The following is a 20,267-nucleotide window of genomic DNA, read 5'->3' as shown; positions in this document are numbered from 1 at the left end:
CCCTGCGCTAAGGCAGAGTGAAAGAGATCAGTAGCCCAGGACCTTGGGCACCTTGCCGGTGTAGTCAAAGCCATCAACAGCCAGCAGGCCGGCAATGACTTCGGGTTTTGGCTTGTTGAACAGCTTGGCAAAGCTATCGCCCAGCGCCTTGCGAATGCCCAGTTCGTCCGCGAGAACCTTCATCTCGGACTTGGTGAGCATCTCCAGGAAGTCCTGCGACTTCTGCAGGTTCCAGTGCGCGCGCAGATCCAGCTTGTGGTAGCGGCACAGTTCCTTCAGGCTGGGCACCTCCATGCCGTCGATTGCCGCGACAGTCAACGCCACGGTTAGCTGCTGCCGCTTGCCAGCGTCCAGGGCATGCACCGCAGTCAGGCAGCCTTGCAGCGTCGAAGACGCCTTCTGCTCCGTCAGCTTCTCGAAGAATTTGCCCATCTTGTCCCCGCCGATGTTGCGTGCGAGGCCGTTGAGGGCAATCGAGATCAGGTAGGCATTGGCCTGGTCGGCGTTTTGCGCGACTTCCTTGCGCAGCGCCTTGCGCCAGAGATCGGTCCGGTAGTTCTTGACCTTCTCCGACTCGCTGATCGACGTGACAGGCTTCTCGGCTGGCGCCGACGACTTGTCCCCGCCTTTCGCAGTCGCGGGCTTGCCGGAACCGGCAGAACCCCCTGCAGGCTTTTGCGCCGCCGCTTTCGCGTCGCGCTCCGCCTTCAGGCGTTCCGCCACCTTCCGCTGGTTGCAGACTGTGTCGAAGCACTGGCCACTGTAGACCTTGCCCAGCGAATCGGGCAGGCCACTGACGGCAGCACCGAAGTTCTCGCAGGCGTGGCAGGCCTTGGCTTGCTCCTCCCCCACACCAGTCGGGCCATCGACCTGAAGCTGGATGCGGGTGTGGTTGTCGCCGGGGCGTACGATGCGAATGACCTGGTACTCGTCCTTGAGCCCGTAGCTGATGCTGTCGAGCTTACGGTCGGTCTTCTCGGTATAGCAGGCGCGGTTGGTGCAGTTGCCCGTCGCGATAGCCTCGCCAAACATCTCCGTCTGTAACGAAGAGTTGTGCTGGCAGCTTGCGCATTCCGCCTTGTCGAAGATGGCTTTCTCCAGGCTGCAAGCGGCAGCCTCGATGGTCTTCTTCAACTCGGATACGGACTTCTTCTCGCTCACGATGACGGGCAGGAGCTTGTCCTGCGTGGCCTTGGCGAGCGTCGCCAGCAGTTCGGCGTGGCCGAGCTGGATGACACGCGTGTTGAGCGCATCCAGAACCGAGTCGCTGCAGTTCATGAGCGCCAGGCGCTTGTCGAGCGTCGAGCGCGACCAGCCAAGAAGGCGGGCCGCTTCGTCGCGGTCGCCCTTCAGCTGCCCCACGATCTTCGATGCTGCCACAGCCTCCTCGGAAGGCGCCATGTCGGCACGCTGCACGTTTTCGATCAACGCCATGCGGTCAGCCTCGGCGTCGGTGATCACCTTAAGCGTGACGGGGATATGGTATCCATCGCCATGCGCGGCCAGTGCGGCGCGATAGCGGCGTTCACCGGCGACCACTTCATACTCATGTCCATTCTCATCGCCCTCAACGGGACGAATCAGAATCGGCTGAAGGATACCGTCCACGCGAATGGACTCGGTCAGTTCAGCCATCTGGGCAGGATCGAAGTACTTGCGCGGGTTACGGCCAGGACGGATCTTGCCAATGACAACGGTGGGATTTTGCATTGTTGGGTTCTCCGAGACGGAATGGGAACCCGTTGCCGCACCGGGAACGTGGTTCCCGATGGGATGGAAGGATGGACTGCCAGGCAAAGCCGGCTGCCACCATACTGCAGAACTTGGCACCAAAAGGTGCGGGGTCGATGCGTCAGGGACGCGGAATGTGATGTAAGGATACTCGAATTCTGTATGGGCGAGCAACTATCAGCCCTTCCCCGCTCGCTTAGGTCAGAATTCGGCCAATCTCGGCCGTTCGCTCTGGCGATCAGCACTGTCACTCAAGCGACCGGACCGGCTCCGTCAACGGACGTTCGAATTGTGTGAGGGACCGGTCGCCAGCCATCGCTGTTGTCGCGCGGCAAGAAGAAGTCAAACCGGATTTCGGCGCAACCGGCATGGGCCAGCCGGTGCCGCACTCCATTTCTGAATAAGCGGCCCGCCTTTCTTCCCTGAGTCGCTCAGGCGGCCACGCTGTTGTTACTGGTTCAGGTTGACATTGAACTGCTTGATAATCTTTCCAATATTCTCGAAGCCATCTCTTTCGACTTTCTCCAGCGAGTGGATCGATTGCGGCTGCACTGGCTCCAGCCCCAAGTCCGTCAGCCGCTTTTGCACCGGCCCGGCCGACGCGGCCTTGTAGGTCGCAATACGAATCCTCTCTGCCAATTCCGCAGGAACGGCGGATGGAATGATGACCACGGCCAGGTTGCTAAAGTTGATCTCCGGGTATCCCAGCTCAGCGAAGGTTGGGACGTTTGGAAGACTTGGCGAGCGGTTCTTGGCAATCACTGCGTAGGGCTTGAGCTTGCCGCCGCGAATCAGTGGCAGCGAAGTTGCGATACCGTCGACCATGATGGAAACCTGACCGCCCATGACCTGGATCAGCGCGGGCGGAGATCCGACGAAAGGCACGTGTTGCAGCTTGAGGCCGGCACGCTCGCCAAGCATCAACCCGGCGTAGTGGGAAGCTGAGCCGACAGCGTAGGAAGCGAAGGTACCCTTTTGCGGATTGGCCTTGAGATAAGCGATCAGGTCTTTGAAGTCTGTCGCAGGCAGATCAGGGCTTCCGACCAGGACGAAGCCGGACCGCGCAAATGCTGCAACCGGCATGACATCTTTGAGCGGCGAAAAGTTCTGTTTGATGACGTGCGGGATCTCCGTGAGAATGTTGTCGATGGCAATCATGATTGTCTGTCCATCCGCTGGCGACGACAACAAGGATGCTACGGCGACGTTGCCGCCCGCACCGCGTTTGTTGTCGACGACAAACGAAGTACCGACATCCCTGGAAAGCTGATCGGCCAGAACGCGCGCCACCACGTCCATCGATCCGCCCGGGACAGCGGGTACCACTACCCTGACCGGCTTGTTAGTCCAGGCATGAGCAACACCTGTTGCCGTCAGGGTAAACGCCGCGCAGAGCACTGCTCGAATCCACGCATTTCGGAAAAGGCACATCAACATCCAGGTCTCCTTTGATCTTTGATTCATGCCGCGCTGGCAATCCACGGGTCATCCGGCCGGGGACCTCCCGCGCAGGACGACCCGTGTCGACGCCAATCGCGCCTATGCAACGGCCCAGGTCGGCTGACCGCGCTCGTTCTCCCGGCGATTGGGCAGGTAGCCGACCTTCTGCAGCGTTTCGTCGACTGTCTTGTATTGCTCCCCGATCCGGTAGATGCGGCGTGCTTCATCGGCAGTGGCCACGTCTCGATACAGGCTGCGAGACATGTTCACCAGGCGCTCGACTTGCTGGACGGAGGTAAGGGGCTCGCCCTTGCGGCCCCAAAGCGTGTCTTCGATGCCGCAACGCACATGGAAACCCATGGCAATCGCCATCGTGGTCAGCGGGTGGACGTAGCGCATGAAGGACTCGACGGTGAAGACTGCGTTCTCCGGCAGACGGTTGACCATCTCCAGAAGGTTGCGCGGGTTCGGTCCCTCGGATCCTCCCCCAAGTTGAACCCAGTTCACCAGCAGCGGTCCCTTGTAGATGCCGCGGCGGATCAGGCGTTCGATGGATTCCAGCTTGCCGATTTGCCCTACCATGAAATGGGGTTGAATGCCGGCGGCCTGCAGTCGCTTGAGGTGTTCCTCCACAAACACGGGGCCAGCCTCGTAGGACATGTTGCGATAGGCCTCGTAGAAGGCCGGTTCGGCAAGCGAAGTTCCCGCGAACTCTTCCTTGGGGTGAAGTTCCGTGATGTTCATCGTAGCGCTGTTGACCACGATCGTGACCTGGTCCGGCTTGGGATTCAGTTCGGCCAGCATGTGGCGGGTGTCATCCGACAGCCATTTCGCGGCCGAGCCATCCCCTTCGGGGGCAAATGAAATGGATCCACCCACTTGCAGAATCATTTTCGGCACCGCCTCTCGCAGCCGTGCCAGCAACTCATTGAACATCGACAGGCGCTTGCTTCCTTTGCCATCGGCTTCGCGCACATGCACATGCAGGACAGTAGCTCCGGCGTTGTAGCAATCCACGGCCTTCTGGACCTGCTCCTCCATGCTAACGGGGATGTCATCCGAATCCCGCGGGAGGAATTGCGGGCCATAGGGAGCGACCTGGATAACAAGAGGTTCCTGATTCTCAGGCAAGAGGGAATCATCAAGGAATTGCACGACTGTCTCCTTAGTTGGAAGGTTGGATGGCTTAGGGCGATGCGATCGCAGTACGCATGCCAACCGCGCGCGTACTGCACCCTGAAAATGAGGTCCGTAAAAGCCGATTTGCGAATGGCCGCGGGGCGCGTCTTTCCTTCGCTCAGCAGAGTTCGCGGACCAGTTCTTCCGCTGCGGGCCATTCGCCAAAGCCGGCGGATGGGTTCAGGTGGCCAACCTCACCCAAGTCCACGAGGCGACTTCCCCAATCCGCAGCCATTTCGGTAACGCGATCGAAGCGTGCCAGCGGATCATTCCGGCTGGCCGCAACGATGCTCGGAAAAGGTAGCGCCTGCCGGGGAATCGGCAGCCACCCATTGCAGGCCAGCTCGTCCTGGGTCGTATGCCCCGCTGGCAAGGGCGTCTCGAAATCCGGTGGCGTAGCAAGCAAGGCCCCATGGATTCGCCGGCGGTACTGTCTTGCCCAATGCACGGCAATCATCACCCCGGCACTATGCGCGACGAGGATCACGGGACCTTTAATCCGTCCATACACTTCATCAATTGCCGCGACGCGCGCGGCGCAGCTCAGCTTGTCTTGCTCGAGTGGGGGGACGGAAGCAGCGTTCGTCAACTTCGCTTCGAGCAGCGTTTGCCAGTGCTCTGCCACATGGTCACGCAGACCGGGTACGATAAGGATGGTTGGATGCATTTCAGCAAGCTTTATGTGCTAATGGCGTATGCCTGAGGGACCCACAAGTACTTGTGGTGATGCGTTTTCTGGCAGGACGGCACTTCGTCAGAACGGCTTGCTGCCAACAATCCCGGCACGCTCCATCTTGCGGTAGCACGGGGGATAATCCATGACCGCGTAGTGCTGCGTGGCGCTGTTGTCCCAGATCGCCACGCTATTGGGCTGCCAGCGCCAGCGGACCTGATACTCCGGGACGTATGCCTGGCTGATCAGGTAGCGCAGCAGCTCGCCGGCGCCGGGGTTGGCATCCTGCCCGTAGCGGACGTGCGCCGCGGTGTGGAAGTTGGTGAAGTGGGTGGTGAAGACGTTGACGTACAGGACCTTTTCGCCGGTCTCGGGGTGCGTTCGCACGACCGGGTGCTCGGCGTCGGGATACTGTGTCTTGAGTGCCAGCCGCTTTTCGATGGGCATCGCGGAGCCGAACGTCGCCTCGATACTATGGCGGGCACGCAGGCCCGCGATCTCAGCCTTGACCTGCTCAGGCAGCTTTTCGTAGGCGAGAACCATATTCGCCCACATGGTGTCGCCGCCGATCGGCGGGCATTCCACACAGCGCAGTACTGCGCCGAACGGCGGCGCTCCACGCCAAGTGGCGTCCGAATGCCACGCGTTCTCATAGCGGTCAGGCCGTTGGTCCGGTGTCTTGTAGATGCGGACCAGGCCGGCATTCTCGGGATCCGAGCCCGCAACGGGGTGATCCTCGAGTTCGCCGAAGCGACGCGCGAACGCGACATGCTGTGCCGGGGTGAGATCCTGCCCGCGCAGGAACAGAACCCGGTGGGTGAGCAAGGTCTTGCGCAGTTCCGCAAACAGCCCGTCGTCGTGTATGGCATCGGCCAGCTTGACGCCCGTAATTTCAGCGCCCAAGGCATAAGTCAGTTGCTCGATTCGCATGATGCAATAGCAGGAGATGAACTTTGGTCGGTATAGGGGTCCCGCTCAGTGCGAGGGTTCAGGGCACCAGAACGGTGGCGCCGGTCGTCTGGCGCGATTCCAGAGCGCGATGCGCGTCCGCGGCATCGCTCAGCGCATAGGTCTGCTTTGGTTCGCTCGTGATCTTTCCGGCCAGCACCAGGTCGAACAGCTCTTCGGCCATCGACAGCATGTGCGCGCGCGGCGTTGCGTAATGCGCCATCGCCGGACGCGTCACCCAAATTGATCCCTTCAGCGCAAGCCTCAGCGCATCAAATGTCACGGGACCGGAACTGGTTCCGTTGCTCACCAGCGTGCCGCGCACCTGAAGGCTGTCCAGCGAGGACTGCAGCGTATCCTTGCCGACGGAATCGAACACCACGGGCACCCCCTTTCCATCTGTGAGTTCGCGCACGCGCTCGGCGATGTTCTCGCGCGACGTGACGATGGTGTGCGTGCAACCATTCGCCTTGGCAATTTCAGCCTTTTTGTCGCTGCTGACGGTACCGATCATCGTCACGCCCAGGGCGCGTGCCCATTGGCAGGCGATGAGACCCACGCCGCCGGCCGCGGCGTGATAGAGAATCGTCTCGCCTCCCTTGAGCGGGTAGACCTGTCGGAACAGGTACTGCGCGGTCATCCCCTTCATGATCAGCGTGGACGCGGTGCGGTCCGATACGCCCTCGGGCAGGGGAATGAGCACGTTCGCGGGCATCACGCGGACGTCTGAATAGGCTCCTTGCGGGCCCATCAGGTAGCCGACCCGGTCTCCGACCTTGATATCGCTCACATCGGCGCCGACAGCCTCGACGACACCAACGGCATCGGATCCGAGGCCACTCGGCAATGCCAGCGGGTAGTAGCCGGTCCGGTGATAGACGTCAATGAAATTGACGGCGATATAGCTATGTCGAATGCGTGCTTGCCCAGGCCCGGGTTCACCGACGTCCACGCGTTCGAGTTTCAGTACTTCCGGGCCGCCGGTTTCATATAAACGGATTGCCTGAGGCATGTGAGATCTCCAGTAAAGAGTGGCGCATCGATGCGAGGCCCCGTTGATCGGGCACGCTGCGAATTTGTTGGCTACTATATGGCAGCGTGGAAAATCAACTTTAGTTTCCATGCCAATGTTTTTAGTAACCACGCCACTACGCGTAAACACCGAGACCTGCCATGGCGATCCGTCAGCGATATCAAGTGTCGGGAACTGAACCCAATGCCCGGGCGGCAGCCCTGTCGAGCTATCCGCAGGTGGCACTGCGTCTTGGGCTGAATCCCCACGAATTCATGCGCCGGTTCGGGCTGGATCCGGCAACCCTGACGAACCGCGAACAACGCATTCCGTTCGCGTCGCTGTGCCGCCTGCTTGAGGCGACCGCGCTGGAATCCTCAACGCCTTCCGTCGGCATCCAGATGGCGGAAGCCCGCACGGCATTCGACTTCGGCGTGATCGGGCTGCTTCTCGCGCACAAGCGCACGCTCCGTGAAGTCCTGCTTGCGATGGTTCACTATCGCCACCTGCTCAACGATGCCCTCGGGCTCTACCTCGAGACGGCGGGGCCCCAGGTGATCATTCGCGAGGAGAATCTTTGTGACCTTGGTGTCTGGCCACGGCAAACGATGGAGCTTGCCGTTGGTGTCCTGGCTCGCACTTGTGCCGCCGTACTCGGCCAGAACTGGCGGCCGGTCAGCGTGCATTTCACGCATGCGGCACCGGCCGACCTCAGGGTCCACGGAAGGGTACTTGGTTGCCCACTGGTCTTTGAGAGTGACTTCAATGGATTCATCTGCCTCGCCAGCGACCTGGATCAGCCGAACCCCATGGCGGATCCCGAATTGGTTCGCTACGCGGAGGGACTTGCTGAATCTGCGGGCGCGGCCGGTCGGCTCACGATCGCTGCCGCAGTACGCAACGCCATCTATTTGCTGCTCCCTGTCGAGCAGGCCTCGATCGAACACGTGGCGCGACACCTGCACGTCAGTGTGCGCTCCCTGCAGCGCCACCTGGAAGAAGCAGGGACCACGTTTTCGAGCCTGGTCGACGAGGTACGGCAGGATTTGGCGGTGCGCTATATGAGCAACGAACGTTACCCGATCGGTCGGGTAGCCACGATGCTCGGCTACACCCAGCAGGCGTCCTTTACCCAATGGTTTTCACGACGTTTCGGGATGGCCCCGAGAGCGTGGCGTGCGAAAGAGAGGAAGTGACGCAAGCCACAGAGAAGGATCGAGAAAACGCAGGAATCATCCCACCTGCGCGCTCCGCCATGCGCGAGGCGTCGTACCAAAGCGTGCGGTGAACCACTGGGTGAACGACGATTGCCGGGAATATCCGAGCAGCACCGCGACCCGTCCGATCGTGTAACGCCGATTGGTCAGATAGCGTACTGCGAGCTCCTGGCGTACCCCATCGACCAGATCAGAGAAATTCGTACCCGCCGTCTCAAGCTGACGCTGCATGGTTCGCACGCTCAGATGCAGATGCAGTGCAACCTCCTCGACGGTCGCCTGTTCGATCGGCAGCAGAAGATGGATGGTCTTGCGCACGTCCAGCACAATGGATTCCGGCCCCGACACATTGAGTGGTCTTGCCAGACTTTCCGCGTATTTCACTAACTCCGGGTCGGCATTGGGATTCGGGCGGTCCAGGTCCGCCGCAGCACAGACAATGCCGTTGAAATCGCTGTCGAAGACAACCGGGCAGCCAAAGAACTGTCGATGAAAGCGCTGGTCCGACGGGGCAGAGTGAACGAAATTTACGCTCCAGGGCTTCCAGTGCTCCCCCAGCAGGCCAATACAACTGCGCGACAGCAGCCCGACCGCAAGTTCTGTTGCCTGGCGCGTGGGAGTACCCGGCTCCGCCACGATCTCCTCGCGGATCACCACGCTGTCGCCTCCGGATTCGACATGGATGGCCAATGCCTCGTTCATCAGGTGGCGGTACTGGACGGCGGCCAGCAGGACCTCGCGCAACGTGCGTTTGTGCGACAACAGCAGCTCGACGATACCGAAATCGAATGGCTGGCGCGTGTCAGCCATCTGCAGTCCGAACGTTGAACAATCTGCTTTCAGGGCCGCCACCTCCAGCAACCGGCAAACGGCCGTGATGGGAATCCGGTGCTCCGGGTTCGCCAGGACTGCGGCATCCAGCCCGACTTGCCGCAACAGCTCCTGCGGGGAGAACCCCAATCGCCTCGCCACCTGAAGATAGCCACTCAACGCCCTTGCACGGACCATGGGTTCCGCCACGATGCTTCGCTCCTGCCTTGATTTGCCGGGGAAGCGACTAATCGTCACTCTCCACTGGGGTTTACGCGGTTGGCGCGAAAACGAAAAAATTTGGCGCCGGATGCGAAAAGTCTACCGTATGAAAGACCTACAGTGGAGTCCAGCACCGAACCGGAAAGCAAGCAGGGCCTGAAGATGCGGGCCACACCGGCGGTGATCCCTCACACTGGAGACAACCATGCAATTCCTCGACGACTCGCTCCACCCCGAAAACCAGCAGAAGGTGGTTATCACCGTCGCGCCGTACGCGCCCGAATGGATGCCCTCTGACTTCCCGGAGGATATCCCGGTGACGATGGAGGAGCAGATCCAGAAAGCGGTCGACTGCTATGAGGCCGGCGCCCGCGTGCTGCACCTGCACGTGCGCGAACTCGACGGCAAGGGCTCCAAGCGCCTGTCGAAGTTCAACGAACTGATTGCCGGCGTGCGCAAGGCGGTGCCGGAGATGATCATCCAGGTCGGCGGCTCCATCTCATTTGCGCCAGAAGATGAAGGCCAGGCCGCCAAGTGGCTGTCCGACGACACCCGCCACATGCTGGCCGAACTGGATCCCAAGCCGGACCAGGTGACGATCGCGATCAACACCACGCAGATGAACATCATGGAGCTGATGACGCCGGACGCCGTGGCGGGTACCACGCTGGCCGAACCGGCCCTGCAGCACGCATACCGCGAAATGACGGTTCCGGCCGGTCCGGGCTGGGTAGAGGAACACCTGCGTCGACTGCAAAACGCCGGCATCCAGCCGCACTTTCAACTCGCCGGCATCCACTCCTACGAGACGCTCGAGCGCATGATTCGCCGCGGCATCTACAAGGGCCCGGTGAACCTGACCTGGATCGGCATTGCCGGCGGCGTTGATGGTCCCAATCCGTCGAATTTCATGTACCTCGTGCAGCGCGCTGCCGACGGCATCTGCATCACCTCCGAGTCGCTACTGCGCAGCGTACTGCCGATCAACATGATGTCGATGGCCATGGGCTTCCATCCGCGCGTCGGCACGGAAGACACCCTGACCGACCAGCGCGGCAATCGCATGACCTCAGTGCAGCAGATCCAGCAGTGCGTGCGCGTCGCGAACGAACTCGGCCGCGAGATCGCCAGCGGCAAGGAAGCCCGCGAGATCTACCGCGTCGGCACCTGGTACGACAGCGTCGAAGAGACGCTGGCCGCCAACGGCATGACCCCTAACCGCGTCCCGGGCGTTCGCGGCGTTCCGCTGCGCGCGGCGGCCTGACGCCACCTGTCCGGCCTGCCGCAGGGCGGCCGGGCATAGCACCACACAGGGCGCTTTCAAAGGAAAAGTGCCCGCCCCCCCCGGAGACCACCATGAACTTCCACTCCGCCACCCCGGCCATTGACGGCCGCGATGGCTATCTTGTCAGCAAGCCCAAGGCGTGGTTTGCCTTCGCGATGACGTTCGCGCTGATGTTGTTCGACTACATCGACCGGCAAGTCATCGTGTCGCTGTTCCCGCACCTGAAGGCGGCGTGGGGCCTGTCGGACATGCAGCTCGGCGGCCTGGTATCCATCATCTCGATTGTCGTCGCCATCGGCGGCCTGCCCGTGGCGCTGCTTGCCGACCGCTTCGGACGCGTCAAGAGCATCTTCGTGATGGCGACGGTGTGGAGCCTCGCCACGATTGCCTGCATGTTCACGCGCAACTACAGCCAGCTCTTCCTGGCCCGTGCCGTCGTCGGTGTGGGCGAGACCGGCTACGGCTCGGTCGGCGGCGCGCTGATCGCGAGCCTCTTTCCGAAGCGGCTGCGCGCAACGCTGCTTGGCGCCTTTCTCGCGGCGGCATCGATCGGTTCCGTGCTGGGCGTCGTGCTCGGCGGCGTCGTCTCAGCCCGCTGGGGCTGGGAAGCCGCGTTCGGCGTGGTCGGCGTGCCGGGTCTTGTGCTGGCCGTCTTGTACCTGCTGGTACCAGACTACAAGACTGTCGAAATGGCGCCGCGCGTCGAGCGCCGGCCATCGGCGATGGGGTTCATCAGGCAAACCGCCGTGGCACTGACCGGTTCGCCTACCGTCTGGTGGACGTGTGTCGGTGCGGCGTGCCAGCTCGTCGTTGTCTCGACGATCTGGGCGTGGCTGCCCAGCTACTTCAATCGCTATCACGAGGCCACTCCGGACAAGGCCGCCATGCTGGCCGCGGTGATCGTACTTTGTGGCGCGGTGGGTTCGTTTTTCTGGGGCGTGGCGGCAGACGCCGTCGCAGCGCGCCGTCCACGCAACAAGCTCGTGCTGATGGCCTCGCTGACCACGACGACGCTGCTGATCTTCATCGCCGCGTTCAGCCTGCCGATGGACCGCAACAGCCAGTTCCTGCTGATTGCGCTGGGCGGCCTGATGATGATGTGCACGGTCGCGCCCGCCTCGAGCGTGGTGTTCAACGTCGTCCATCCTGGCGTGCGCTCCACCGGCGCGGCGGTGCTGAGCCTGTTCCAGAACTTCTTCGGCCTGGCTGTCGGTCCCTTCGTGGGCGGCCTGGTGTCCGATGCGTGGGGCCTGCAGACGGCGCTCGCGGTAATGCCTGCCTTCGGCGTGATTGCCGCACTGTGCTTCCTGCGCGCCATGCGCACCTATGAACAAGATCTCGCCAGTGTCGCCGACATCCGCATGGATGCCGCGTCGCCCACTGCATTGCCGGCAGCCGTATCCGCTTGACGCTGCGTCTGGTCCCCACTTCTCTCGGCTGTGCCGTGACACGACGCAGCCACTATCAGTACCCAGTAATGAGCTATTCCAGCATCCCGACTTCCGCCCCCCGCCTGCCTGAAGCCGCGGCCCCCGCTTGGGCGCCATCGCCCGACATCGTCCGCCGCGCGCGCATCACCGCCTTCATGCGCTGGCTCGAGCAAGAGCGCGGGCTTGCCTTCGCCGATTACAACGCGCTGTGGCAGTGGTCGGTGGAAGAGATCGACGCCTTCTGGCTGGCGCTGTGGCAATGGGCCGACATCCCGACGCCGATCGCGCCCCGCGTGGCACTCGCGGACGCCAGCATGCCGGGCGCGAACTGGTTTCCCGGCGTGCGGATGAACTACGTCGAGCAGGTGTTCCGCCACGCCACGACGGAGCGCCCCGCCATCGTCCATCGCAACGAGTCTGGCGAGACGGGCGAGATGAGCTGGGCCGAGCTCCAGCAGCAGGTGGCCTCGGTGGCGGCAACGCTGCGCGGCATGGGCGTGGACCCGGGCGACCGCGTGGCGGCATTCCTGCCGAACACGCAGCAGACCATCGTCGCGTTCCTGGCGGTGGCGAGCATCGGCGCTGTGTGGTCTGCCTGTGCCCCGGACATGGGCGAGCTGGCGGTGCTGGACCGCTTCCGCCAGATCGAGCCCAAGGTACTGATCGCGGTGGACGGCTATCGCTATGGCGGCAAGGCGTTCGACCGCCGGCCGCTGCTGCAGGCGCTGGTGGAACAATTGCCGAGTGTGGAGCATGTCATCCTGGTGCCCGGTCTCGCGGAGCAATCGTCGTGCTACGACTTCCGCGGCGGCATCCCCTGGCCAGAAGCGACGGCGATGAACGTCCCGCTCGACCCGGAACTGGTGCCCTTCGACCATCCGCTTTGGATCGTCTACTCCTCCGGCACGACCGGCCTGCCCAAGCCCATCGTCCACTCCCAGGGCGGCATCGTGCTGGAGCACGTCAAGCTCACCACGCTCCATCTCGACCTGAATCCGGGCGACCGCTTCTGTTGGCAGGCAAGCACCGGCTGGATCATGTGGAATCTTCAGGTCGGCGGCCTGCTCGCCGGGGCGACGGTGTGCCTGTTCGACGGCAACCCGGGCTACCCGAACATGGAGATGCTCTGGCGCTTCATCGGCGAGGCAAAGATCGACTTCTTCGGCGCCGGTGCCGCGTACTTCCAGTCATGCCTGAAGGCTGGCGTCGAGCCGCGCGCCGTGGCCGACCTGTCGCACCTGCGCGGCATCGGATCGACCGGATCGCCGCTGTCGCCCGAGGCCCACCGCTGGATCCTCGACCACGTCAGTCCGGTCTGGATCAACGCTCTGTCCGGCGGCACCGATTTCGCGGGCTGCTTCGTTGCCGGCGTGCCGACGCTGCCCGTCTACCTCGGGGAGATGCAGTGCCGCTGCCTGGGCGCGCGCGTCGAGGCCTTCGACGAAGCCGGTAAGCCACTCATCGACGAAGTTGGAGAACTGGTCTGTACCGCGCCCATGCCATCGATGCCGCTGTACTTCTGGAACGACCCCGACAACCTGCGATATCGCGACAGCTACTTCGACACCTATCCCGGCATCTGGCGCCACGGCGACTGGGTGCGCATCATGCCGCGCGGCGGCGCCGTCATCTACGGTCGCTCGGACGCCACCATCAACCGGTACGGCATCCGCATGGGCACCAGCGAGCTGTACCGCGCGGTGGAGGAGTTGCCGGAAGTTCTCGACAGCATGGTCGTCGACCTCGAATACCTGGGCCGCGAGTCCTACATGCCGCTGTTCGTCGTGCTGCGGCCGGACGTCGAATTGACGCCGGAACTGACGGGCACCATCCGCGACCGCATCAGGGTGGCGCTGTCCGCCCGGCACGTGCCCAACGACGTGTTCCAGGTGTCCGCCATCCCTCGCACGCTGTCCGGCAAGAAGATGGAACTGCCAATCAAGAAACTGTTGCTGGGCCAGCCTCTTGAGAAAGTGGCGAATCCCGACACCATGGCGAATCCCGAGAGCCTGGCCTGGTACGCCGGCTTTGCTCGCGACCGCGCGGCCGCCGTCCGGTGAAGCCGCCAGTCAATCATTGAATGAATTTGGAGAACGAAGATGGCGAAGGCTGTCCGCTTTTATGAAACCGGTGGTCCCGAGGTCCTCCGTTATGAAGAGGTCGAAGTCGGCGAACCCGGCCCCGGCCAAGTGCTCCTGCGCCACGAGGCGGTGGGGCTCAATTTTGCCGACATTTATTTCCGCACCGGCTTGTATCCGGCGCCGCTGCCGTCGGGCATCGGCACCGAGGGCGCAGGCGTGGTGATGGCCGTGGGGCCGGACGTGACCAATGTGTCGGTCGGCGACCGCGTGACCTACACCGGCGCGTACAACACGCTGGGGGCCTACTGCACCGAACGCCTGATTCCGGCCGCGCCGCTGATCAAGCTGCCCGACGGCATTACCTGCGAGACTGCTGCGGCTATGACGATGCGCGGCCTCACCTCCGCCTATCTGATGCGCCGCATTTACGACTACAAGCGCGGCGACACCATCCTGCTGCACGCCGCCGCGGGCGGGGTTGGCCTGATCGTGTCGCAATGGGCAAAGCTCCTCGGCCTGACCGTGATCGGCACGGTCTCGAGCGAAGCCAAGGCCGAGGTAGCGCGGGCGCATGGTTGCGACCACACCATCAATTACAGCACCGAGGACATCGCGAAGCGCGTGCGTGAACTGACCGACGGCGTCGGCGTCAATGTGGTGCTCGACAGCGTCGGCAAGGACACCTTCGATGCCTCGCTCGACTCGGTCAAGCGCCGGGGGCTTATCGTCTGCGTCGGCACCTCGTCCGGTCCAATCGCGCCGTTCAATCCACACGTCCTCGGCCTCAAGGGCTCGCCGTACCTGACGCGGCCGGCGCTGGCCGACTACATCGCCGATCCGGCTGAGAAGGCCGAACTGGCCGGCGAGCTGTTCGGCCACGTGGCATCGGGCCGCATCCGGATCGAGGCCAACCAGCGTTACGCCCTGCAGGACGCCACGCAGGCTCATCGCGACTTGGAGTCGCGCAAGACGACAGGCTCCTCGGTCTTCGTGATCTGAGGTTCACTGCTTTAAGGACATCATCATGCGTATCGAGCAACTCACTTGCGCCCTGGGCGCCGAACTGACCGGCGTGAAACTGGCCGACGCCATTCATGACGACGGATTGTTTGCCGAAATCCGATCGGCGCTGCTGAAGCACCGTGTACTTTTCCTGCGCGATCAGGAAATCAGCCGGGCAGAACATGTCGCATTCGCCCGCCGCTTCGGCGAACTGGAGGACCACCCGGTAGCAGGCAGCGATCCTGAGCATCCCGGCCTCGTGCGAATCTACCGTACGCCGGAACAGCCGAACGACCGGTATGAAAACGCGTGGCACTCGGACGCCACCTGGCGTGAAGCGCCGCCGTTCGGCGCAGTACTGCGCTGTGTCGAGTGTCCGCCGGTTGGGGGAGACACCACGTGGGCAAACATGGTACTGGCCTACGAAAAGCTCCCGGACCACGTTAAGACCGAGATCGCTGACCTGCGTGCCCGGCACAGCATCGAGGCCGTGTTCGGCGCAATCATGCCGATCGAAAAGCGGCTGGCGCTCAAGGCGCAGTACCCGGATGCGGAACACCCCGTCGTTCGCACGCACCCAGAAACCGGTGAAAAAGTCCTCTACGTCAATGTGTTCACGACTCACTTCACCAACTTCCACACCCCCGCCCGGGTGCGCTACGGCTTCGATGCCAATCCGGGGGCAGCAGACCTGCTGCGCTACCTGGTCAGCCAAGCATACGTCCCGGAGTACCAGGTGCGCTGGCGCTGGAAGCCGAACAGTATCGCGATCTGGGACAACAGCGCGACGCAGCACTATGCCGTGATGGACTATCCGCCGAGCCATCGCAAGATGGAGCGTGCCGGGATTATCGGCAGCAAACCTTTCTGAGTACCGACATGCAAGACAACCTGATCACGCCGACACCGTCGGCCTACGCCTTCCCGCTGCTGGTCAAGCAGTTGCTGCTGAATGCGATGAGCATCCATGGCGACCAGGAAATCACGTACCGGGGCGAGCGGCGCTACAGCTTCCGCCAGTTCCGCGCGCGCATCGGCCAGCTTGCATCCGTGCTGAGCGGGCTGGACGTCCGCCATGGCACCACCGTCGCGGTCATGGACTGGGACAGCCACCGCTACCTCGAAAGCTATTTCGCCATCCCGATGATGGGCGCCACGCTGTTCACGGTGAATGTGCGGCTGTCGGCGCAGCAGATCCTCTATACGCTGAACGACTCGAAGGCGGAGGTCGTCCTCGTGCATGCGGATTTTGTCCCCATGCTGGAAGAGATCAAGGCCGAACTCAAGTCCCTGCGCCGCGTAATCGTCATCGCCGACGGTGAAGCAGTTCCGGCGAATTCCGTCCCTGTGGCCGGCGAGTACGAAGCGCTGATGGATGACGCGTCTGTCGACTTCGACTTCCCCGACTTTGACGAGCGCACCCGGGCCGCGACGTTCTACACCACCGGCACCACCGGTGACCCCAAGGGCGTGGCCTACAGTCACCGCGACATCGTCATGCACGCCATGTCGACCGCCATGAGCCTGTGCTCGCCGCGCGAGGGCCAGCGCCTGCATCGCGAGGATGTGTACATGCCGATCACGCCCATGTTCCACGTGCTAGCCTGGGGGATGCCGTACATCGCGATCATGCTGGGCCTCAAGACCGTGCTGCCCGGCCGCTACATCCCCGAACGGCTGGTAAGCCTGCGCGAGGCGGAGCGCGTGACCTTCTCGCACTGCGTGCCGACCATTCTCCAGATGCTGCTTCACGCTGCCGACGCTCAAGGCAAGGACCTGTCCGGCTGGAAGCTGATCATCGGAGGCTCCGCCATGTCGCCTGTCCTGTGCGAGGCGGCGCTTGACCGTGGCATGGACGTCTTCACCGCCTATGGCATGTCGGAGACGGGACCGATCGTCTCGCTCGCGCAACTGCCGCCGGGATACCAGCCGCAGGATCGCCAGGAAGAAGTGCGGATGCGCTGCGCGACGGGCCGACCGGTGCCCTTCGTCGACTTCCGCATCGTCAATGAGAACCTGAACGATGTTGCGCGCGACGGGAAGCAACAGGGCGAAGTGGTCCTTCGCTCACCATTCCTGACGAAGGCCTACGTCGGCAAGGCGGAAGCATCGGAGGAACTCTGGGCCGGCGGCTACCTGCATACGCAGGACATCGCCGTCATGGGTCCGGACGGGTTCGTCCAGATCGTCGATCGCGTCAAGGATGTAATCAAGACGGGTGGCGAGTGGGTGTCGTCGATCGAGGTCGAGAGCCTGATTGCTGGCCTGGCCGGCGTGCAGGAGTGCGCAGTGGTCGGCGTGCGTGACGAAAAGTGGGGCGAACGGCCGATGGCGTTCGTGGTGTGCAAGCCGGACGCGGACGTGGGCGTGGAGGTTATCCGTAACGGGCTAATGCAGCACGTCGATGCGAAGCGCATCAGCAAGTACGCCGTGCCCGGCCCGGACCGCATCGCCTTCGTTGCCGAGATCCCGAAGACGAGCGTCGGCAAGATCAACAAGAAGCTGCTGCGCGAGCATGCCAGCAATGGCGAACACGCTGGAGTCCGTGCATGACACCCGAGACCGACGCGGCTGTCACGCCCTTCTGCGATCACTTGCGAGCCAGCGGATACTGGAATCCCGATTGGGATGCAGCCGCTGAGCTCGATCCGGTCTGGACCGAAAAATTCATCGCAGCGGGCATGCATCCGGTCATGGCAGGCGTACTGGAGCCGAAGGTGCTCGAGTTCATCGCCATTGCCGTCGACGCCTCTTGTACGCATCTGTACGCGCCAGGCACGCGCCGCCATATCCGAAAGGCCCTTGAACTAGGCGCCACCAAGGAAGAGATCGCTGCAGTCCTGCAGGTCGTCAGCTTGCTAGGCATTCATACGATGAGCCTTGGTGCGCCGATCTTGCTCACCGAGCTGGCTGCCGGGCAGCACGAACCCGCCGAGGGCAACCGCGCTGCGGCATGAAAGCCCGTTGCACACTGAGAGCATGAAAAATCAAGTACAGATCGCATTCGCCAATGAGCTTTCTGCGGGTCAACGAAAGCTGATTTTTATCAACGGCCGGAGCATTGTCTTGTTCAATATCGACGGCACCTATCGGGCCATCGACAATTCATGCCCGCACAACGGTGCCTCACTGGCGAGCGGTCGCCTTGAGGGCAGCGTGCTGCAATGTCCCGCGCACGGCTTGCGCTTCGACCTGGCGAAGCCCACTGAACCTGGAAGACTGTGCCCGCACAGCTTCCAGGTGGATGAGATTGATGGAAAGGTGATGTTGCAGTTGGACTTCGCGGACACACCGTGAAGGTGGGCAATCGCAGAATCCGTCATCGATCTCGCCGGAGACTAACATGCCTTATCTCTTGCGCAGCGCAAGCCTCGCCAACTACGTCGAGGTTGCGCGGTGCGTTGGGCTGAATCCCTATCAGCAGCTCAGCGATGTTGGCCTCGACCGCCACGTTTTGCTCAACACGGAGGTCAGGATCCCCGTTGAAGCCGTGAGCGGCTTGCTTGAAGCATCCGCTCGAATCTCCGGCCATATCGACTTTGGGCTGCGGATGGCAGAGTCTCGCCAGTTGTCCGACTTGGGTCCACTGGCTTTCGCATTGCTGGAAGAGCCCACTTTTCGCAATGCCGTCGATTCGTTGGTCCGTTATCTGCGATTGCATAACGAAGCCCTCGCCATCCGGATTGAGGAGTCCGGCGACCTGCTCATGATCCGGACGGCACTGATATGCGGGATTCCTGGCATGTTGCGTCAATCCGTCGAACTCGTCGTTGGCGTCCTATACCGCACGCTGCATTGCTTCCTCGGCAGAAGGGACAGTGCTTCACTGACGCCATTCCAGGTCTGCTTCACGCATGCAGCCCCGGCCAACACTGCCACCCATACGCGATTCTTTGGCATGCCAGTGTCTTTCGGCCAGGAGTTCGACGGGATTGTGTATCGTATCTCCGACCTGCAGATTCCCGTGAAGTCCCATGATCCCGCGATGGCGCAACAAGTCAGGCAGTACCTCGATACGATGCTGGCAAAAACCAACAACAGCATGGCTGACAATGTAAGGCGGCTCGTATCCACCCTGCTTCCACAGGGCGATTGTTCGATCGATCGCGTGGCACAACAGTTGGGAATCGACCGCCGCACGGTACACCGCAAGCTCAAGCGTGGCGGCGAAAGTTATTCGATGATTGTCAATGCTGTGCGCATCGAGCTTGCCACCCGCTACATCGACAATTGTGAAAGGCGGCTTTCCGAAGTGGCGGCTCTCGTGGGCTTTTCGTCCCTGAGTACATTCTCGCGATGGTTCAACAAGCAGTTCGGTTGCTGCGTTTCCGAATGGCGTGCGCGACAAGCAATGACCACTCAGGGGGTAACCGATTTCGCCATGGGCCGTACAGAAGTTCTTTCTCTGCGTAGCGCCGCAATGTCTGCCAGCCGATATGCAGGATCAACCTAAAGCCAGTGGCGGCCTGCTTTCCGGCTTGGCCATGCTTCAAAAGGAGGTCCGCGCAATGACCCGGCGAGTGCATGGCCAAGCGGCCAAGCGGGCCTGGGGCAGTAATGCGGACTATTTAGCGCACGCTGCGGTGCTGATCGACGAGCAGATCGAACGAGCCGATGCGCGCGAGAAAGTCATATGCTTTGCATCGGCGGCGGAAATCGGACTCACTCTTCGCCATCAGGGAGAACGCTGCAGACTTGCTGCAATCCACACCGGATCCGACGCCATACGAGTCCTCTACTGGACCGCAGTGCGTCGCATGCAGCGTCCCACGGCGAGCGTATCCCGAGCAGGCGATTCAGGCGTTGAGGCATTAGGCCGAACACCGGCCGGGAAGCGCTCTTTACATCTTTGCTCCGTCAGCGAAGAGCGCAGGAGTGGCGAAGCTTTGCCGCCTGCGGCTCTTTGCCGGCACTGCGAAGGCCTACAGCGCGATTCGCACTGCGCCACCGGTCATAGCGCGCTGCATCCGATCTCTGGCAAGTATTTTCGCTGCATTGGCATGGGCATACTCTCCGAAGCACAGGGGTATGAGTGTCGCGTGTGCAAGACGACGTGGGCACAACACAGGAATATGGCGAACCCGTTCTCGGCGTGGACCATGAAGCGCCAATAGCGATTCATGGTTGTTCAGGCCGTAGGCTCCTTTGGGATGACCGTTAGCCACGGCCCTCGATCAGCACGGCGGGCAGGTCGGCCAACATGGCGTTGGTGCCTCTGGTGGCATCTACGCGCGACA

Annotated in this window: 18 protein-coding genes; 11 read left to right on the top strand and 7 right to left on the bottom strand. The window is 62.3% G+C overall.

Annotated features, from left to right (window positions below; translation table 11 throughout):
- Nucleotides 1–27: 27 nt before the first annotated feature.
- From ACAD63_RS34520 to ACAD63_RS34495, 6 genes are all read right to left on the bottom strand, one after another.
- Entirely contained in the window at nucleotides 28–1,710 is a 1,683-nt protein-coding gene (locus ACAD63_RS34520; RefSeq protein WP_434034764.1) for a PRTRC system ParB family protein, read from the bottom strand.
- Between the two features lie 471 nt (nucleotides 1,711–2,181).
- On the bottom strand, nucleotides 2,182–3,168 hold the full coding sequence (locus ACAD63_RS34515) for a tripartite tricarboxylate transporter substrate binding protein (protein ID WP_434034763.1): 987 nt from the start codon (nucleotides 3,166–3,168) through the stop codon (nucleotides 2,182–2,184).
- A 102-nt stretch (nucleotides 3,169–3,270) separates the two neighbouring features.
- Nucleotides 3,271–4,326 carry a 3-keto-5-aminohexanoate cleavage protein gene (locus ACAD63_RS34510; protein ID WP_434034762.1) on the bottom strand — a complete coding sequence of 352 codons (1,056 nt, stop codon included), beginning with the start codon at nucleotides 4,324–4,326 and terminating at the stop codon, nucleotides 3,271–3,273.
- Nucleotides 4,327–4,468: 142 nt separating this feature from the next.
- Nucleotides 4,469–5,017, bottom strand: a complete 549-nt coding sequence (locus ACAD63_RS34505; RefSeq protein WP_434034761.1) for an RBBP9/YdeN family alpha/beta hydrolase — start codon at nucleotides 5,015–5,017, stop codon at nucleotides 4,469–4,471.
- Between the two features lie 87 nt (nucleotides 5,018–5,104).
- Nucleotides 5,105–5,953, bottom strand: coding sequence for a TauD/TfdA dioxygenase family protein (locus tag ACAD63_RS34500; RefSeq protein WP_434034760.1), 849 nt, complete (start codon nucleotides 5,951–5,953; stop codon nucleotides 5,105–5,107).
- A gap of 58 nt (nucleotides 5,954–6,011) precedes the next feature.
- Nucleotides 6,012–6,983 carry a quinone oxidoreductase family protein gene (locus ACAD63_RS34495; RefSeq protein ID WP_434034759.1) on the bottom strand — a complete coding sequence of 324 codons (972 nt, stop codon included), beginning with the start codon at nucleotides 6,981–6,983 and terminating at the stop codon, nucleotides 6,012–6,014.
- Between the two features lie 161 nt (nucleotides 6,984–7,144).
- Here ACAD63_RS34495 and ACAD63_RS34490 point away from each other — a divergent pair, with 161 nt between their 5' ends.
- Complete coding sequence (locus ACAD63_RS34490) at nucleotides 7,145–8,179, top strand: AraC family transcriptional regulator (RefSeq protein ID WP_434034758.1); 1,035 nt, start codon at nucleotides 7,145–7,147, stop codon at nucleotides 8,177–8,179.
- A gap of 36 nt (nucleotides 8,180–8,215) precedes the next feature.
- Here ACAD63_RS34490 and ACAD63_RS34485 read toward each other — a convergent pair whose 3' ends face one another.
- A complete protein-coding gene (locus ACAD63_RS34485) occupies nucleotides 8,216–9,208 on the bottom strand; it encodes an AraC family transcriptional regulator (RefSeq protein ID WP_434035082.1) in 993 nt (330 codons plus the stop codon).
- A gap of 229 nt (nucleotides 9,209–9,437) precedes the next feature.
- Between ACAD63_RS34485 and ACAD63_RS34480 the strand changes: the two genes are divergently transcribed.
- The 10 genes from ACAD63_RS34480 (at nucleotide 9,438) to ACAD63_RS34435 (ending at nucleotide 20,144) form a co-directional block, all read left to right on the top strand.
- Entirely contained in the window at nucleotides 9,438–10,496 is a 1,059-nt protein-coding gene (locus ACAD63_RS34480; RefSeq protein WP_434034757.1) for a 3-keto-5-aminohexanoate cleavage protein, read from the top strand.
- Between the two features lie 92 nt (nucleotides 10,497–10,588).
- A complete protein-coding gene (locus ACAD63_RS34475; protein ID WP_434034756.1) occupies nucleotides 10,589–11,926 on the top strand; it encodes an MFS transporter in 1,338 nt (445 codons plus the stop codon).
- A 68-nt stretch (nucleotides 11,927–11,994) separates the two neighbouring features.
- Nucleotides 11,995–14,007 (top strand): acetoacetate--CoA ligase, encoded by a 2,013-nt coding sequence (locus ACAD63_RS34470; RefSeq protein ID WP_434034755.1) that lies wholly within the window; start codon nucleotides 11,995–11,997, stop codon nucleotides 14,005–14,007.
- A 39-nt stretch (nucleotides 14,008–14,046) separates the two neighbouring features.
- Nucleotides 14,047–15,027, top strand: coding sequence for a quinone oxidoreductase family protein (locus tag ACAD63_RS34465; RefSeq protein WP_434034754.1), 981 nt, complete (start codon nucleotides 14,047–14,049; stop codon nucleotides 15,025–15,027).
- 25 nt (nucleotides 15,028–15,052) lie between these two features.
- A complete protein-coding gene (locus ACAD63_RS34460; protein ID WP_434034753.1) occupies nucleotides 15,053–15,901 on the top strand; it encodes a TauD/TfdA dioxygenase family protein in 849 nt (282 codons plus the stop codon).
- Nucleotides 15,902–15,909: 8 nt separating this feature from the next.
- A complete protein-coding gene (locus tag ACAD63_RS34455; RefSeq protein ID WP_434034752.1) occupies nucleotides 15,910–17,583 on the top strand; it encodes a fatty acid--CoA ligase in 1,674 nt (557 codons plus the stop codon).
- Nucleotides 17,580–17,987, top strand: coding sequence for a carboxymuconolactone decarboxylase family protein (locus ACAD63_RS34450; protein ID WP_434034751.1), 408 nt, complete (start codon nucleotides 17,580–17,582; stop codon nucleotides 17,985–17,987). The genes ACAD63_RS34455 and ACAD63_RS34450 overlap by 4 nt, the downstream gene beginning before the upstream one ends.
- A gap of 22 nt (nucleotides 17,988–18,009) precedes the next feature.
- Complete coding sequence (locus ACAD63_RS34445; protein WP_434034750.1) at nucleotides 18,010–18,327, top strand: Rieske (2Fe-2S) protein; 318 nt, start codon at nucleotides 18,010–18,012, stop codon at nucleotides 18,325–18,327.
- Between the two features lie 46 nt (nucleotides 18,328–18,373).
- Entirely contained in the window at nucleotides 18,374–19,483 is a 1,110-nt protein-coding gene (locus ACAD63_RS34440) for an AraC family transcriptional regulator ligand-binding domain-containing protein (protein WP_434034749.1), read from the top strand.
- Nucleotides 19,467–20,144, top strand: a complete 678-nt coding sequence (locus ACAD63_RS34435) for a hypothetical protein (RefSeq protein ID WP_434034748.1) — start codon at nucleotides 19,467–19,469, stop codon at nucleotides 20,142–20,144. Before ACAD63_RS34440 ends, ACAD63_RS34435 begins: the two co-directional genes overlap by 17 nt.
- Nucleotides 20,145–20,267: the final 123 nt, after the last annotated feature.

It is taken from the genome of Cupriavidus sp. a3, assembly GCF_051015765.1.
Taxonomy (GTDB): domain Bacteria; phylum Pseudomonadota; class Gammaproteobacteria; order Burkholderiales; family Burkholderiaceae; genus Cupriavidus; species Cupriavidus oxalaticus_A.
The sequence above is the reverse complement of the archived record's forward strand: the minus strand, read 5'-3'. Positions and strand labels throughout refer to the sequence as shown.